Raw genomic sequence first — 17,092 nt, 5'->3', positions numbered from 1 at the left:
CCAGTCTTGTATTATCCGCCGCCGGTCAGCGCAGAAGACCCTGGCGGACCCGTTTGCTGTGCTTTAGTCGCCGCGAACGATAGCGTGACGGAGAAATAAAATGAAGTTTGTAGATGAAGCGACGATCCTTGCGGTCGCAGGCGATGGCGGTAATGGTTGCGTAAGCTTCCGCCGCGAGAAATACATTCCACGCGGTGGCCCGGACGGCGGCGACGGCGGTGACGGCGGTGATGTCTACCTGCTGGCGGATGAAAACCTGAATACCCTGATCGATTATCGCTTCGAGAAATCTTTCCGCGCCGAACGTGGTCAAAATGGCCAGAGCCGTGATTGCACCGGTAAACGCGGCAAAGACATCATTATCAAGGTGCCTGTTGGTACTCGCGTGATTGACCAGGGGACTGGCGAAACGCTGGGTGACATGACGCGCCACGAGCAGAAGCTGATGGTCGCAAAAGGCGGCTGGCACGGTTTGGGCAATACGCGTTTTAAATCCTCCGTTAACCGTTCCCCACGTCAGAAGACCATGGGTACGCCGGGCGAGAAACGCGACCTGCAGCTGGAGCTGATGCTGCTGGCTGATGTCGGTATGCTTGGCCTGCCAAATGCCGGTAAATCGACCTTTATTCGCTCCGTGTCTGCGGCTAAACCGAAAGTGGCGGATTATCCATTTACCACTTTGGTGCCAAGCCTCGGCGTGGTGCGCATGGACAACGAAAAGAGCTTCGTCGTCGCGGATATCCCGGGCCTGATTGAAGGCGCAGCGGATGGTGCCGGTCTGGGCATTCGCTTCCTGAAGCACCTTGAGCGTTGTCGTGTACTGTTGCACCTGATTGACCTTGCGCCGATCGATGAATCCGATCCGGTCGAGAACGCCCGCATCATCCTGGGTGAACTGGAAAAATACAGCGAGAAGCTGTTCCAGAAGCCACGCTGGCTGGTGTTTAACAAATGTGACCTGCTGGACCGTGAAGAAGCGGAAAGCCGCGCTAAAGCGGTTGTGGAAGCATTGGGCTGGGAAGACAAGTACTATCTGATTTCTGCGGCCAGCCATGATGGCGTGAAAGATCTTTGCTGGGACGTGATGACCTTCATCATCGAGAACCCGAAAGAAGCGGAAGAAGAAGCGAAAGAGCCGGAGAAAGTGGCCTTCATGTGGGATGACTATCACCGCGAAGCCATGGAAACCGCTCAGGAAGTGGAAGAAGATGATGATTGGGATGACGACTGGGATGAAGAGGACGACGAAGGCGTCGAAATCATTTACCAGCGTTAATCGCCAAAGAGAAAGCGGCCAATTGGCCGCTTTTTTTATGGCTGCTGCGTGCCCATTTTCATCTCCCGATGAAAGGGCATCGTGTTCAGCAATCCGGCGCGATTTTTCTTACCCCTGGAATAAAGGGGGCCGTCGCGGAAAATTACCCCAGCACCGCCACCGTCAATCGCGATGTGCAGCACAGTTGATCGCGTCCATTGCGAATCTCTATTTCCCAACTCTGGTTGCGTGCGCCAAGGTGCAAAGGACGGCAGATGCCGCGGACTTCACCGCTGCTCACCGCGCGATGGTGGCTGGCACTGACCTCAATCCCCACCACACTTTTGCCTTCTTCCACACTCAGATAACCGGCAATCGATCCCATCGATTCCGCCAGCACCACTGACGCACCGCCGTGCAGCAGGCCAAACGGCTGCTGCGTGCGGGTGTCCACTGGCATAGTGGCCTCAAGGTAATCGTCGCCAATCACCGTGAACACGATGCCGATGTGCGACACCAGCGAGTTATCACCCAGGGTATTTAAGGTTGCCAGATCAACCGATCGTTTCCAGATTGCCATATCAGGATCCCAGCGTTGCGCCACCGTCGACCACAATATCCTGCAGTACTACGTGGCTGGCAAGATCCGAGGCCAGGAACAGGACGTTGTTCACGATCTCTTGCGGTTTCGCGATCTTACGCAGTGGGATCCCCAGCTTATACTGATCCGGGAAGCCGTTGATCATCTCCTGCTCTGCTTCCGGCGTGTGCCACAGACTACGTTGCATGTCGGTATCGGTTGAACCCGGTGAAACGATGTTGCAGCGCACGCCAAACGGTGCCATTTCCAGACCGACGGTCAGGCATAGGCTACGCAATGCCGCTTTGGAAGCGCCATAAGCGGACATCCCCAGGCGTGGCGCATGCGCGGCGTTGGAGGCGATGGTGACAATCGCTCCTGCGCGCTGCTGGCGGAACACCGGCAGCGTCTGCTGGAACATATTGAAGGCGCCGCCAGCGTTCACCGCCAGACACGCCTGCCAGTCTTCGAATGCGAGTGCTTCGGTGCTGCCGACGCGCAGGATCCCGGCGCCGTTGACCAGCACATCCAGACGAGGCTGCTCAGCCAGCAGGCGCTGACAAACTTCTTTCACCTCCGCCGCATTCGCCACATCCAAAACCTGCGTGGCAAACGGGTAGTCGGGCTGATCAAAACGCAGATCGAAGCCGATCACCTGTGCGCCGGCATGATGGAAGGCCAGCGCCGTGTGGTAACCAATGCCTTTGCCCGCACCGGTTACCCAGACGAATTTTCCGTTAAAGTCGAAAGAGGCACTCATTTGGCAGGCGTCCGTGACAGCAGAGCCCACCAGCCATCAATGCTAGGATTTTTCGCCAGGCTAACGAAATCGATATCGTTGTGCACCTGGCGCCAGCGCGCTGCCAGCGCCATCACGCGCACGGAATCCAGACCGTAGTCGATCAGATTCTCATCATCTTCCGGCACATCGTCGTCTTCCAGCAGCGGCAGAATCAGCGCACGCAGATCATCTTTGCTTAGCGGCAGCGGCATGAGATCGGCGGTCATCACCACTTTGCCACTACGGCCAGCAGTGTAAGTCAGCGCCATCATGTGCTCTTCACGGCTAAAATCGGCCAGCGCATCTGCCACCATAAACGGCTGGATATTACGCATAAAGGCGTCAGTGGCGGTGGTCAGACAGCCAATATGGGCATAAACGCCGGTGATGATCAGCTGATCACGGCCCATCTCTTGCAGGATCGATTCCAGCGGCGAACGCACAAAGGCGCTGTAACGCCATTTGGTCAACACCTGATCGTCCTGATCTGGCGCCAGTGCATCCACGATCTTCTGTTGATCCGGATGCTTATTCAGGCCCGGTCCCCACATGTCGTTAAGCAGAGCGCGATCGGCATCGCTCTGTTCGTTGGGCTGCGCGGTGTAGAACACCGGAATGCCTTGCGCTTTGCAGTAGGCGCGCAGGCGGGCAATGTTCTCCACAACCTGATCGATCAGCGGACTGTTCTCGCCCCAGAAACTCAGGAAATAAGCCTGCATATCATGGATCAGCAGGGCAGCACGCTGTGGCTCTACGCTCCATTTCACTTTATTGGTCGGCAGTTCAGTGGCGGCAGGCAGCGCGTAAGAATTTAGTTTTGGAATAGCCATTATTATCTCCGGAACAGGTCAGGCTTGCGCTTGTTGGTCAGCAAGCTGTTGGCGTAAACGTTTTTTATCCACCTTGCCAACCGGGGTCAGCGGCAGGGCATCTACGCAGGTAATACGATCGGGTAATTTAAATTCGGCGACACCGAGATCGCGCAGATGGCGACGCAGTGCTACCGCTTTGATCGGCTGGCTGGCAACGATAAAGGCGCAACTCTTTTCGCCCATCAGTTCATCATTCATCGACACGAGCGCAGCGTGGATCACGTCCGGATGGCGCTGCAGCAGATTCTCGATCTCTTCTGCGGCGATCTTCTCGCCACCCCGGTTGATCTGATCTTTCTCTCGGCCCTGCACGGTGATGTAACCCTGCGGGTTGATCTCAATCAGATCGCCAGAACAGTAAAAACCATTAGCATCGAAGCTGGCCGCGTTGTGCTCCGGGCTTTTATAGTAACCACGGAAGGTGTACGGACCGCGTGTCATCAGGCGGCCTACCGTGCCGTGCGGCAGCGGATTACCCTGTTCGTCGGCCACCCACACTTCGTCATCTTCAGAAATCGGTCGGCCCTGTGTGGTCAGCACGATTTTCTCGTCATCGCCAAAGCGGGTGTAGTTCACCAGACCTTCGGCCATGCCAAACACCTGCTGTAATTGGCAGCCAATTTCGCTCTGGATGCGTGCCGCCAGCGTTTCGCCCAACTTTGCGCCACCCACTTGAATACGCTGCAGCGAAGCCAGCTGCTTATTGCTGCCCCATTCCTGAATCGCCTGCAGCCACAGGCTCACTGCGGGCGGCACCAGGCCGGTATCGGTGACCTGGTGCTTCTCAATCAGCGGGAAGCAGAGCGTGGCGCTTGGGTCAGCGGCAAGAATCACCTGGCCCCCGGCATAAAACACACCGAGTGAACCCGGTGAGCTCATGGCGAAGTTATGCGGTGCGGGCAGGGCGATCAGATAGCGCGTGTCAGCCGTGACTTCGCAGATCTCATCACTGGCGCGAATACTGTAATAGTAATCATTATGCGTGCGTGGGATCAGCTTCGGCGTACCGGTGCTGCCACCGGAGAGCTGGAAAAACGCCACTTCATCGGCAGCAGTTGGCGTTGGCTGGTAATCGCCTGCCGCTTCCGCCATCAAAGCTTCGAGGGTGTTTTCTTTATCACCGTCATTGCACAGAATCACCTGCTGCAGAGAGGGCTGTGCCGCACAGAGCGCACCAATAAAGGTGTCGTCGGCAAACAGTGCGTGACGGCGATCGGCAATTAACAGCTTAGGCTCAATCTGCGTGGCGTAGGCGGTCAGCTCCGTGCGCTGATGGCTATACAGCGCGAAGACGGATGCCACGCCCAGCTTAAACAGCGCAAAGACCGTGACGTAAAATTCCGCCACGTTGCCTAGCTGCACTAACGCAGTATCACCCTGTTGCAGGCCACGGCGCTGCAGGGCCGCCGCGAGGTTATCGGTTAGTTGATTCAGCTCGCGATAGCTGATTTGACGATCGCCGTCGATGACCGCGATGGCATCATTCTCTTGATGGCGCGCCAGGATATCGGTCATTGGCACATCGAGCCAATAGCCTTTTTCGCGATAGCGCGCAGCCAAATCTTCAGGCCAGCGGGTATAGGGAATACTCATGCTCTTTCCTTTATTGCAGTCCAAAAGCGCGCAACATGGTATCCAGCTTCACGCCGGTTTCGCGCCATTCTGATTCAGGTTGGGAATCGGCAACGATGCCTGCGCCCGCAAACAGTCGCACGCGTGCACCGTGCACGGTGCCACAACGAATCGTCACCACCCATTCACCGTTTCCTTCACTGTCACACCATCCCACAATGCCGCCAAACAGCTGACGATCAAAAGGCTCCAACTGCTGAATCAGCTGCTGAGCACGCTGGTGTGGGAAGCCGCTTAATGCGGGGGTCGGATGTAGCAGGCAGGCCAGCGACAAGGCGTTCTCACGATCATCCTGCACCTCACCATCGATTTGGGTCGCGAGGTGCCATAAGGTTGCCGTGGTGATTAACGACGGTACTGTCGGCACCGACAGCAGGCGACTGCGCGGTTGCAGCGTATCGCGCATCGCATCCGTGACCAGCTGGTGTTCATGACGATCTTTGCTGGAGTCCATCAGCGTATTGCCCGCTGCCTGATCCTGTTGGCTATCGTGGTGATCACGACGTGCTGAGCCCGCCAGCGGGCACGAGCTAAAATCGCGGCCCTGCTTACGCAGCATCAGTTCCGGGCTGGCCCCAACCAGTGCACCACCTTGTGGCAGCGGCAGATGGAAGTGATAGCTATTCGGATTCTGTGCAATCACGCGTTGCATCAGCGCCGCGGTATCCACTGGCTGCTCGGTAACAATATCCATCAGGCGCGACAGCACTACTTTATCGAGGTCACCACGTTGCGTTGCTGTCACCGCATCGGCCACCATTTGGGTAAAGACATCGTGATCCGGCACCGCCACGCGACGACGTACCTGCGGCAGTTCACTGGCAGCCGCAGGCAGCGCATTCTGTAGGTCGGCACGATGAAAAGTTTGATACGTCTCAGGGATAAACAGGGCCGCAGGCTGACTCACGTCAAACGGAATCGCACCCACCAGGATCGGATTCTCTATGCCTTGTTGTTTTGCCGCCGCAAAATGTTGATGCAGCTGAAGTTGAAAATCACCCTGCAATGATGCAGCGTCTGCCACAGAGGTGGTTATCGTGGTATAGCAGCCTTGAGTCGCGAGGCTTCGCCACGGCGAGGTAAAGAGGAACCCACGGCATAACGCAGAAAAATCCTCTAATAAGGCATTTTCAAACATGGATGATTCCACCATAATTTTCACCTATAAATGATAAGATTATTAAGAATGATTATCATTTTTATTATGGGCCTGTAACCTACGTCGATTGGACAAAAGAGTCAATCCATTCGCGGGATTTCCCGCATGATTAGGCGTAATCGGAAGGTGACGTCGAGCCGTGCAATAAGCTAAAAGGTGGACCAAAACTTATGAATAAATGCGGTTTATTGGGCCTGACCGCCCTGTTGTTTATTTTCCAGACTTTCACAGGGCTCGCACAGGCAGAACAGGGATGGCCGCGCACGGTGCAAGGGGCAAAGGGTTCGATTACCTTAAACAAAGCTCCGCAGCGCATTGTTTCAACCAGCGTCACATTAACCGGATCGCTGCTGGCGATTGATGCACCGGTGGTGGCGTCCGGTGCGACCGCACCGAACAGTCGTCTGGCCGACGATCAGGGTTTTTTCCGTCAATGGGGTGAGGTGGCAAAACAGCGCCATGTAAAACGTCTCTATATTGGCGAGCCGAGCGCCGAAGCAGTAGCCGCAGAAGCACCCGATCTGATTCTGGTGAGCGCCACAGGTAATGACTCTGCGATCAAACTTGCCAGCCAGCTTTCCGCCATCGCGCCAACGCTGGTGGTCAATTACGATGACAAAAGCTGGCAGGATGTGGTGACGCTGCTCGGGCAGGCAACCGGTCATGAAGCGCAAGCGGCACAGCGAGTGAAAGCTTTTGACGATCGTGAAGCAGCGTTGAAAAAAACCATCACCTTACCGCCGCAACCCGTGTCTGCCATGGTGTGGAACGGCGATGGGCGTGCCGTTAACGTTTGGACCACGGAATCAGCGCAGGGCAAACTGCTGGAGCAGCTTGGCTTTACCCTTGCCATCCCGCCAGCCAGTGTGCAGCAAGGTCACAGCATGGGGCAGCGTAAAGATATCATTCAGCTGTCAGGTGAGAATGTGGGTAGCGGCTTGACGGGTAAAACCTTCCTGCTGTTTGCGGCTGATGACAAAACCACACAGTCAGTGATCGGCAATCCGTTCCTCGCGCAAAACGCGGCGGTTAAGGATAAGCAGGTGTTCCCGCTTGGCGTCGATTCGTTCCGCCTGGATTACTACAGCGCCAGCAATCTGCTGGCGCGTCTGGAGAAACTGTTCGTTAAGTCATGATGCCTGCTCCGCCAGCTCAGGAGCTGGCGGCGCATAACGACGTAAGCGTCCCATAACACACCACATCACAATGCCAAGCAGCGCTGCCGCAAAGCCAAACGCGGCGGCAGCCTGTGGCGGCAATAGCCATGAACCCATAGCACCTATCATCGCCGCACCCATCGCATCCCCGGTGACATTTTGCGCGGTCCACAAGCCGTTGATGCGGCCCAGCAAATGGTCAGGCGTCAGCAGTTGAATCATCGCGTACTGCACCAGACTGTTGATGGCACTGAAATAGCCAAACGCCACCAGGCACAGCAGCGCCAGCGGCAGATTGGGCATCAGGCTGAATAATCCCAGCGCGAAAAAGGCGGCCACCGCGCTGCCCAGCACCAGCTGTCCCGGTCGGGCGGCATGCTTCAATTTGCCGCTGGTGAAAGCGCCGATAGCGGCACCCAGCGGTACGGCGGCGTAAAGCATGCCGAACTGGTTAGCACTCACTGACCAATGTGGCGCCAGGGCGGGATAGAGCACGCGAATCGCGCTGGCCAGTGTGACCAACGCACCAATCAATGCCACCATACCGACAATCGGACTGGCAAACAGGAACTGCACCCCGGCGGCCAGCGACTTCAGCGGATGTTCACGCGGCTGAGGTGGCGGCGGGAGTTGAGGTAATTTCAGCAGCGTCAGTACGGTAATCAGTGTGCCAAACGCGGTTAAGCCGTAGTTCCACACCACGCCGCCGTGTGCAATGACCAGTCCGGCAATGGCCGGCGAGAGGATAGAGCCAAAACGCACCGTCAGCATGGTGATGGCGCCGGCCTGCATAATGTTTTCGCGCCCCACCAGCGCCGGTGTGGCCGCCAGCAGCGCCGTGACGCCAATCGCGCCAAAGAAGCCATCCCAGAATCCCAGCAGATACACCGCAATCAGTGAAGGTTGCGGCAGTGCAGCGTTGATAGCCAGCGCGATAAAGCCCAAGCCGCAGGTGGATCGGGCAAACAAAATCAGTTTCTTACGCTCGTAGCGATCGGCTAACACGCCGCCGGTCAGCAGACCAATAAACATACCGGATGCGGCGAGGGTGACGGCCAATCCTACCAAAAGCGGGGAGTGCGTCATCTGCTGGATCTGCACCGGCACCGCCACGGCGAGCATACCGAGCGCGACAATCGAGATGAAACGGGCAATAAATACTGCGCGAAATGCCGCATGGGTTTTCAGCAGGGAGAGATCGATAAAGTGGGAAGATTTGTTCATTTGTTCGCCTTTTTGCACCAATTTTCCTCATCGTCCGCGAGGCGAGTCATGGTAACATAGGCAAACGCGAGTAATAACGATAACCATTATCAAATTGCGTTGCGCATGCGACGACGTTGAACAGTGAAGGTTTAGAACGATGCGCCAGATCCGTGCATTAGCAGGCTCAGGGATTCTGCTCTTGCTCCTCATCGCGCTCAGCTTGATGCTGGGGGCAAAATCGATACCCATTTCCGATGTATATCATTCACTTACCTCAGGCTGTAACAGCGCTGAGTGCGTGATTGTGCGTGATGCACGCTTGCCTCGCACGCTGGCCGGATTGCTGGCCGGTGTGGCCCTTGGGTTAGCAGGCGCACTGATGCAAAGCCTGACGCGCAATCCGCTGGCCGATCCGGGCATTCTCGGTGTCAATGCGGGTGCCGGATTTGCGGTGGTGATCGGCATTGCGCTGTTTGGCGCCGATTCGCCTCTTGATTGGCTCGGCTTCGCGTTTGCTGGTGCGTTGTTGGCGTCATTGCTGGTGGCGATGACGGGAGCGATTGGCGGTGGGCGAGTCAATCCGGTGCGCCTGACGTTAGCTGGCGTGGCATTGGGCGCCGTGCTGGATGGCCTGACGTCTGGCCTGTCGCTGCTGAATCCCGATATTTATGACCATTTGCGTTTCTGGCACAGCGGATCGTTGGATATCCGCAATTTCACCGTACTGCGCACCCTGTTCCCGGCCGTTGTCATTGGCAGCGGGGTGGCGATTTATCTATCGCAGGCGTTGAACAGTTTAAGCATGGGCGGCGATATGGCGACCGCGCTGGGCACGCGAGTGGCGCGTACACAATTGCTGGGATTGCTGGCGATTGCGTTGCTGTGCGGTGCGGCGACGGCTGCGGTGGGACCGATCGCTTTCATCGGACTGATGACGCCCCATTTTGCACGCTGGATGGTCGGCAACGATCACCGCTGGATGCTGCCCGCCACCGCGATCATTACCCCGATTCTGCTGCTGGCTGCGGATATTCTGGGACGACTGCTGGTGGCGGGTGAACTGCGCGTCTCCATTGTCACGGCGATGTTGGGGGCTCCGGTACTGATTGTGCTGGTGCGCCGTAAACTCGGGCGAGGTGCGCTATGACGCGTCGGGTTGGATTACATACCACGTGGCTGATGCTCGGATGCGCACTGCTGGCGTATCTGGCGATGACGCGAGGCGCATTGCCGATTGGTGCAGAGCAGTTCTGGCAGGTGTTCGCCGGACAGGGTGCCAGCAACGTCAAACTTATCGTTTTAGAGTGGCGGCTGCCGCGTGTGCTGATGGCACTACTGATTGGTGCGGCACTCGGCGTCAGCGGCGCGATTTTCCAGTCACTGCTGCGCAACCCGCTCGGCAGCCCGGATATTCTCGGTTTCAATACCGGTGCCTACAGCGGCGTACTGGTGGCACTGGTGCTGTTCAATCAGGGCATCGCCGCCATGACCGGTGCAGCATTGATTGGCGGTATCAGCACGGCGGCATTGGTGTATCTGTTTGCCTGGCGCAACGGGGTAGAAACCTTCCGCCTGATTATTGTCGGTATCAGCGTGCGCGCGTTGCTGATGGCGCTGAATGCCTGGCTGATTATCAGTGCCTCGCTGGAGTCCGCGCTCAGTGCCGGATTGTGGAGTGCCGGTTCACTTAACGGTATCACCTGGGCGAAAACGCCACCGGTAGTGGGCGTATTGTTGCTGTCGCTGTTGCTGATGGCCTTGCTGACCCGGCGCATGCGTTTGCTGGAAATGGGTGATGACACCGCCTGCGCGCTCGGCGTGCCGGTGGAGCGCAGTCGGCTGCTGCTGATGCTGATTGGTGTGGTGTTGACTGCGGCATCCACCGCATTGGTGGGGCCGATCTCCTTTGTCGCGTTGCTGGCACCGCAGATCGCGCGTCGACTCGGCGGCGGCGAGAAAGGTGCATTGTTGCTGGCGGCACTGTGTGGGGCTCTGCTGTTGATTGCAGCCGATTTTGCCGCACAACATCTTTTCCTGCCTTATCAATTACCGGTTGGCGTGATTACCGTCAGCCTCGGTGGACTTTATCTGATTGCGTTACTGGTGCGGGAGGCGCGACGCCAATGATCGATATCCCTTCACGGCTTTATGGCGAAGACCTGACGCTTGGCTACGACAAGAAAGTGGTGGCAGAAAATCTGTCGGTGGCGATCCCGGAAGGTGAGCTGACGGTGATTATCGGCCCCAACGCCTGCGGTAAATCCACTTTGCTGCGTACCCTGAGCCGTCTTAATGCACCGCTGAAAGGCGAAGTGTATCTGGATGGTGAAGCGATAGCGCGTTACCCGACTAAAGAGGTCGCACGTCGACTTGGGCTGCTGCCGCAGAGTTCCAACGCACCGGCGGGCATCAGCGTGACTGAGCTGGTGGCGCGCGGACGTTATCCCCATCAGCCGCTGTTTGGTCGCTGGCGTAGCGAGGATGAAGAGGCGGTGCAAACGGCGATGCGGGCAACCGGCGTGGCCGATTTGGCTCAGCAGCCAGTGGATACCTTGTCCGGCGGGCAGCGTCAGCGTGTATGGATTGCCATGGTACTGGCGCAGCAAACGCCGCTGTTACTGCTGGATGAGCCGACCACCTGGCTGGATATCACCCATCAGATTGAACTGCTGGAATTGATGCAGGAGTTGAATCAGCAACATGGCCGCACGTTAGTGGTGGTGCTGCACGATCTCAATCACGCCTGCCGTTATGCCACCCATTTGATCGCCATGCGTCACGGCAAGATTTTGGCCGAAGGCAAGCCCGCAGAGATCGTGACGCCCGCGTTGATTGAACAGGTGTACGGTTTACGCTGCGTGATTGTGGAAGACCCGGTGGCGCACACGCCAATGATCGTGCCGCTGGGGCGGGGAAATTAAGCGGCCTGGCTGCAGCAAAACAGGTTATAGCAGGGATCTGAACGCTATAACATGCACCCTGGAGCAGCGTGTCGAGAGGTCTGAGCGAAGAGCCCTGTAAATGGCAGGCAAGCTGATCGCAGTGAGGCTTAATGTCAGCGCCCTGTTCAGGACAGATAATTTTATTGCCAGGAGGCCCCTCGACCTCCCGGCAATCGGCCTGGGTTAGCCTAATATCCGCTGCAGCAACGGGCCAATCTGCTTAAACATCTGCGGAGAGATAATCTCCACGTGTGCACAATCCATTGGCCATACTTCTAACTCACCCACATACGGTGCCCAGGCGCGACGTGCATCCTGACCAGGCTGCTGCGTCTGCTCGGCGAGAAACAGCGTGGCGCGACCGTGGAAGCGGGCGCTGCGCGCGGTGGCTAACAGGCGCACCGAACTGGCGTAGTTGGCTTCAATGGTGTCAAACATCGCGCGCATCTCTTCGCCCGCCTGATGACGCTGCGCAGCGATAAACTGCTCGCGCTCGCGATTCACCTCTTCCAGTACCGCCGGATCCAGCACATTCTCGCCACGCTTCTCATCCCAGTTTTGCGTTTCCGGTGGCCAGGTATCGAGCAGGCCGAGGAAGGCTACCTCTTCACCTGCCGCTTCCAGTCGTGCCGCAATACCTTGCGCCAGCGTGCCGCCGAGCGAATAACCGAGGAAGAAATACGGTCCGTGCGGCTGCACGTCACGTAAGGTTTGCAGATGCGCGTCACACACCTCGTCGAGGTGCGCGCTTTGATTCAGCGGGCTGGCGATATCCGGTGACTGAATGCCCACCAGCGACCAGCGCTGATCGAGATAACGCTGCAGAATGCTGAACTGCCAGGCAAAACCCGACGCCGGATGGAAACAGAACAGCGTGGGTCCGTTGCTCTGACGCAGCGGCAGCACGGCTTCAAAACCTGCCTGCTGATGCGATTGGGTATCGCTCAGCAACCGGGCAAGTTTTTCCACCGTCGAAGCCACCATAATTTGCCCCACCGAAACCGGCTGTTGCAGTTCGCGGCGCAGCTGGGCGGCTAAACGCATCGCCAGCAGCGAGTGACCACCGAGGGCGAAGAAATCATCCTGGGCGCTGATGGTGTCGCGCGCCAGCAGCTGGCAGAAAGCCTGCGCCAATTGTGTTTCCAGACCAGGCTGCGGTTCGCGGCCCACGCTGCCAGCCGCGTTTTGCGGCAGCGGCAGGGCTTTACGATCCAGCTTGCCGTTGCTGCTCAGCGGGAAGGTATCCAGTTGTACAATTGCCACCGGCACCATGTGCGCAGGCAGCCGTTGCGCCAGTGCATCACGCAGCGCGTCACCATCGACAGCGTGCTCCGCAATCACATACCCCACCAGCTGACGCGCATCACCGCCTTGTGCAGCGGCACCGCCGAGTACCACCGCGTGCGTGACCGCCTGCTCAATGCCAGGCTGTGCGCTCATCACATGATCGATTTCGTTGAGTTCGATACGCTGGCCTCGGATCTTCAACTGATCGTCGCTGCGTCCGAGGTATTCCACCGCGCCGTTATCCAGCCAGCGCGCCACGTCACCGGTCAGATACATGCGTTCGCCAGCGGCAAAAGGATCGGCGATAAAGCGGCTGGCGGTCAGATCCGGACGGCCAAGATAGCCATGTGCCAGCTGTACGCCTGTTAAGTAAAGATCGCCTGCCACACCAGGCGGCACCGGCTGCATACGTGCATCAAGAATGCGTAGTCCGGTATTCCACACCGGGAAACCAATCGGCACGCTGGCACCTTCAACGGCTGCCAAAGCTTCGCCAAACGCCGGATACCAGCTAACATCCACCGCCGCTTCGGTCGGACCGTACAGATTGTGAAGCGGCACATGCGTCAGTTTTTCCCATTCACGCGACAGATCGGTCGGCAGCGCTTCACCGCTACAGAAGACGTTGCGTAGGCTGCCACAACAGGCAACGGCCGGCTCACTGTCAAGCGCCGCGACAAAGGCGGCCAGCATCGAAGGAACGAAGTGCGTGGTGGTGACTTTGTGACGCGCAAACAGCTGCTGAAGCGCCTCCGGATCGCGGTGCGCCTCCGGCGGTGCCATGACCAGTTGCGCGCCTACCAGCAGCGGCCAGAAGAATTCCCATACGGATACATCGAAACTGCTCGGAGTTTTCTGCAATACCACGTCGTCGGCGTGCAGCGGATAGCGATCCTGCATCCACAACAGGCGGTTGACGATCGCTTCATGACCGACCAATACGCCTTTCGGACGCCCGGTAGATCCTGAAGTGTAGATGATGTAGGCGCCATCCTGCGGTGTCGGCGCGCTGGCAGGTTGTGACGCGTCTGGCGCAGGGTAAAGCGCATCAAAGTGCAGCTGTTTAACAGAATCGATGGCGCTGAAACGGGCACTGAGTTCTGCTGAGGTGATGAGCGTTTTGGGGGCGGCATCTTCCAGCATCAGCTGCAAACGTTCGTCGGGGTAGCCGGTATCCAGCGGCAGGTATGCCGCGCCAAGTGACACAATCGCCTGCAATGCCAGCGAGAGCTGCACCGAACGTGGCAACGCCACCGCCACAATATCGCCGCGCTGTACGCCCGCAGCGCTGAGATCGGCGGCCAGGGCATACAGCTGCTGCTGCATCTCACGATAGTTCAGTTGATGTGTGGCATCGGCCAGCGCCGGGGCATCAGGCGTACGTGCGGCCTGTTGCGCCAGCAGTGAAGCCAGCGTTTCTGCCGGAACGGGATGCGCAGTCTGGTTGATAGCGGCAATTTGTACGTGCTCTTCTGCGGTTAGCAGATCCAGTTCACCCAACGCACGATGCGGTTGCTCCGCCAACTGATCCAGCAGCAAAGCAAAACGGCTGGCGTGGCGAATCAGCGTCGATTCGCTATAGCGCTCCGCATTCGCCAGCAGTTCCAGCGTCAGCTCACCCTGTTCGCTGATGTAGATAGCGATTTCCAGGTCGCGCACCGGACCGGATGCCAGCTGATGGGTTAGGCCTTCAACGCCCGCGAAATCGAGTTGATAATCAAACATCTTCAGGTTGATCACCGGGCCGTACAGCGGATCGCCATCGCCCAGACGACCGAGATCGCGCTGCACCTGTTCCGCATCATAACGCTGGTGGCGACGCATTTTCTTCACTTCACCGGCCAGCTGCGCAGCAAGCGCGCTCAGTGGCCCGGTGGGATCGTAATGCACGGCCATCGGCAGCACGTTGATCACCGGACCGGTGGCGCACAGCGCGGCGGATCCGATGCGGCGCATAAAGATGAATCCAGCGGCAAAATCATTTTGTCCACTGAGTCGCGCCAGCCACAACGCCACCAGCGCAAAAGCCAGGTCAGCAGCGCTGGATTGTGGATGCTGATTAACCAGCGTCTGAAAGATGTTGCGATCAAGCGTTACGCTGTGGCGCAGCAGATCGGTGGTCGCGCTTTGTCCAGCCAGCGGTATGGGTGATAGCGAAGCCGGTGAAGGCAGGGCAGTCCCTTTTTCGCGCCAGAATTCACGATCGCGGGTGAAAGAAGAGGATGCCTGGTAGCGCTGGTACTCCTCCACCACTTCGCTAAACGGGATAAAGGGCGTCGGCTCGGCATCCTGTTGCTCGACGGCTGCGGTGTAGAGGTTGGCAATACGACGAGTGATGGCGGTAAAGCTGAAGCCATCCACCACTAAATGGTGATAACGCTGATACCAGAACCAGTGCTGATCGCCAATGCGATACAGCGTGTGATGCCATAACGGGGCACCGCTCAGTACGCGTAAATCACCGTTCATGTCTTCACGCATCAACGCGCGAGCTTTGGCGGCCGCATCGGTTTCAGCACGCAAATCAACGATTTTTGGCGCACTGAATGCCTGCGGTTGTTGCCACTGCAGTGCTTCGCCCTCTACTTCGGCAAACGCCATATTCAGGGTGTCGGCTTCCTGCATGCCAGCCACGACGGCCTGCGCCAGCAGGTCGCTGTTAATCGCGCCGCGTAATTCGACAAAGTGGGCCACGGCATAGGCATTGTGGTGCTGAGTCAGCTGGTCGGCAATCCAGATGCCGGGCTGGGCTGCCACTAATGGCAAAGTATGTTGGTCAGTCATGGTTTTGTTCATCAGAGATTCAGACATCTGTGCTCCGGTTTGCGTCCTGCGTGATGAAGTTAAGTCGGATTGCGCCACAGGGCTTGCAGACCGTCGAGCAGACCACCGCGCCAGCATAGCGCGTCATGGCCGCCCTCCACCGGCAGGTAATTCACCTGGTAACCGGCAGCGGTAAGTTTTTGTTCTAATTGTTGATTGGCTTGCAGAATCAGGCCTTCACGTTTACCTGCTTCCAGCCAGAAACGCAGCGGCTGTTCGGGTGCCAGGCCGCTATCCAGCGCCTGTAGTAGCCATCCGTAAGGATTGCCGCGTTCGGGCCACCAAAAAGATCCCGAAAGGCTCAGCGCATTGCCAAACGTCTGCGGGAAATGCAGTGCAGCGAAAACGGAAGCCAGGCCACCAAAACTCTGCCCGGCCACCAGCGTGCTGTCTGCCTGTTGGCGATAAGGTGCCCATTGCGCCACCTGCGGCAGTAATTCCTGCTGCACGGCTTGCCAGAACTGGGGGTTACAGGGCAGTTCGCGGCTACGGTGTTCACGGTCGATGATATCGATAAACAAATAGACCGCAGGAGGGAGTTTTCCAGCATCAGTAAGTTGCTGCAATGGCCCGGCAATCGGCATTTGATTTGCCCAGAACTGGCCATCCAGCAGAATGGCCAGTGGGCGTTGTTCCGCATCGGACTCGCCAGTGGCATAAATCCACACTTTGCGACTGTTGCCTAATAGCGCGCTATCCCACTGATACTGCTGCAAAGAAACAGCAGGTGCGTTGCCCTCATCGACAGATTTCCAGACCCGCTGGTCAGGAGCCTGCGGGAGATGCAGCGGCGAGACGCCCATGCCGCGCCCACCGGCCCAGCCACGCAATGGATTCAGGGGATCGGCCTTCGCCGTGGGGAATTTGTCACGCCACCAGTTACGTAACGCGTACATGTCGGCTTCACCGTTAAAGTCGATTGCCTGTTCATCGGGCATCAGGCAGTAACTGCCGCGCCAGGTGGAGGGCAGCGCGGTTTGCCAGTACCACACGTCGGTGCCCGTTACCCGCACCAATGACTGCGGTGGACGCTTCTGATGATGATCGGTCACGCCCGTAATGTTGATCCACACGCGCTGAGTTGCTGAGGTTTTTTCGCTGCCTTGTGGATCGCGCCAGAAGAAAGTCACCAGACAGGTGCCATCCTGCTGAGGGGCAATTCGCGGAATACCTTGAGTGTGTTGCTCCTGCCACCAGGCTTCACTACCGGTTACATCATTTCGCCAGGTCATAGGGGCTGCCAGTCACTGTGTAGGGAAAGATTTACATAAGATTAATAATTAATACTATTGATAACTATTTGCATTTGCAATAGGGTGTTTCCGCTCAAAAGAGCACGCTCGTTCCGCCTGACTCTTTCCTTCCTGGAAGGTTACGCAACGGATGGCACTGCCAGGT

General features: G+C 57.7%; 13 protein-coding genes. 5 read left to right on the top strand and 8 right to left on the bottom strand.

Annotated features, from left to right (window positions below):
- Window positions 1-100: 100 nt before the first annotated feature.
- Window positions 101-1,276: an Obg family GTPase CgtA gene (gene cgtA, locus VH86_RS12170; RefSeq protein ID WP_034826592.1), complete on the top strand. Its 1,176-nt coding sequence runs from the start codon at window positions 101-103 to the stop codon at window positions 1,274-1,276.
- Window positions 1,277-1,418: 142 nt separating this feature from the next.
- Here cgtA and VH86_RS12165 read toward each other — a convergent pair whose 3' ends face one another.
- The 5 genes from VH86_RS12165 to VH86_RS12145 are packed head-to-tail and all read right to left on the bottom strand — an operon-like array spanning window position 1,419 to window position 6,273.
- Window positions 1,419-1,835 carry a hotdog fold thioesterase gene (locus tag VH86_RS12165; RefSeq protein WP_045815877.1) on the bottom strand — a complete coding sequence of 139 codons (417 nt, stop codon included), beginning with the start codon at window positions 1,833-1,835 and terminating at the stop codon, window positions 1,419-1,421.
- Between the two features lies 1 nt (window position 1,836).
- On the bottom strand, window positions 1,837-2,595 hold the full coding sequence (dhbA, locus tag VH86_RS12160; RefSeq protein WP_045833017.1) for a 2,3-dihydro-2,3-dihydroxybenzoate dehydrogenase: 759 nt from the start codon (window positions 2,593-2,595) through the stop codon (window positions 1,837-1,839).
- Complete coding sequence (locus tag VH86_RS12155; RefSeq protein WP_045833016.1) at window positions 2,592-3,446, bottom strand: isochorismatase family protein; 855 nt, start codon at window positions 3,444-3,446, stop codon at window positions 2,592-2,594. Before VH86_RS12155 ends, dhbA begins: the two co-directional genes overlap by 4 nt.
- Before the next feature lie 18 nt (window positions 3,447-3,464).
- Window positions 3,465-5,081 (bottom strand): (2,3-dihydroxybenzoyl)adenylate synthase, encoded by a 1,617-nt coding sequence (locus VH86_RS12150; protein ID WP_045815879.1) that lies wholly within the window; start codon window positions 5,079-5,081, stop codon window positions 3,465-3,467.
- A 10-nt stretch (window positions 5,082-5,091) separates the two neighbouring features.
- The gene (locus tag VH86_RS12145) at window positions 5,092-6,273 is read right to left on the bottom strand and encodes an isochorismate synthase (protein ID WP_045833015.1); all 1,182 of its coding nucleotides are present in this window, start codon (window positions 6,271-6,273) and stop codon (window positions 5,092-5,094) included.
- Window positions 6,274-6,449: 176 nt separating this feature from the next.
- Between VH86_RS12145 and fepB the strand changes: the two genes are divergently transcribed.
- Window positions 6,450-7,415 carry a Fe2+-enterobactin ABC transporter substrate-binding protein gene (gene fepB, locus VH86_RS12140; RefSeq protein ID WP_045833014.1) on the top strand — a complete coding sequence of 322 codons (966 nt, stop codon included), beginning with the start codon at window positions 6,450-6,452 and terminating at the stop codon, window positions 7,413-7,415.
- On the opposite strand, the gene entS is transcribed toward fepB, so the two are convergent.
- Complete coding sequence (gene entS / locus VH86_RS12135; RefSeq protein ID WP_045833023.1) at window positions 7,410-8,660, bottom strand: enterobactin transporter EntS; 1,251 nt, start codon at window positions 8,658-8,660, stop codon at window positions 7,410-7,412. The two genes, fepB and entS, sit on opposite strands and share 6 nt — an antisense overlap.
- A gap of 139 nt (window positions 8,661-8,799) precedes the next feature.
- Here entS and fepD point away from each other — a divergent pair, with 139 nt between their 5' ends.
- The 3 genes from fepD to VH86_RS12120 are packed head-to-tail and all read left to right on the top strand — an operon-like array spanning window position 8,800 to window position 11,563.
- Entirely contained in the window at window positions 8,800-9,789 is a 990-nt protein-coding gene (gene fepD / locus VH86_RS12130) for a Fe(3+)-siderophore ABC transporter permease (protein ID WP_045833013.1), read from the top strand.
- On the top strand, window positions 9,786-10,769 hold the full coding sequence (gene fepG, locus VH86_RS12125) for an iron-enterobactin ABC transporter permease (protein ID WP_045833012.1): 984 nt from the start codon (window positions 9,786-9,788) through the stop codon (window positions 10,767-10,769). Before fepD ends, fepG begins: the two co-directional genes overlap by 4 nt.
- The gene (locus VH86_RS12120; RefSeq protein ID WP_045833011.1) at window positions 10,766-11,563 is read left to right on the top strand and encodes an ATP-binding cassette domain-containing protein; all 798 of its coding nucleotides are present in this window, start codon (window positions 10,766-10,768) and stop codon (window positions 11,561-11,563) included. Before fepG ends, VH86_RS12120 begins: the two co-directional genes overlap by 4 nt.
- Window positions 11,564-11,767: 204 nt before the next feature.
- Here the strand turns inward: VH86_RS12120 and VH86_RS12115 are convergent, their stop codons facing one another.
- Window positions 11,768-15,682 carry an enterobactin synthase subunit F gene (locus tag VH86_RS12115; RefSeq protein WP_045833010.1) on the bottom strand — a complete coding sequence of 1,305 codons (3,915 nt, stop codon included), beginning with the start codon at window positions 15,680-15,682 and terminating at the stop codon, window positions 11,768-11,770.
- Window positions 15,683-15,714: 32 nt separating this feature from the next.
- The gene (fes, locus tag VH86_RS12110; RefSeq protein ID WP_045833009.1) at window positions 15,715-16,926 is read right to left on the bottom strand and encodes an enterochelin esterase; all 1,212 of its coding nucleotides are present in this window, start codon (window positions 16,924-16,926) and stop codon (window positions 15,715-15,717) included.
- Between the last annotated feature and the right edge of the window lie 166 nt (window positions 16,927-17,092).

It is taken from the genome of Pantoea sp. BL1 (assembly GCF_000963985.1).
Classification (GTDB): Bacteria; Pseudomonadota; Gammaproteobacteria; order Enterobacterales; family Enterobacteriaceae; genus Pantoea; species Pantoea rwandensis_B.
The sequence above is the reverse complement of the archived record's forward strand: the minus strand, read 5'-3'. Positions and strand labels throughout refer to the sequence as shown.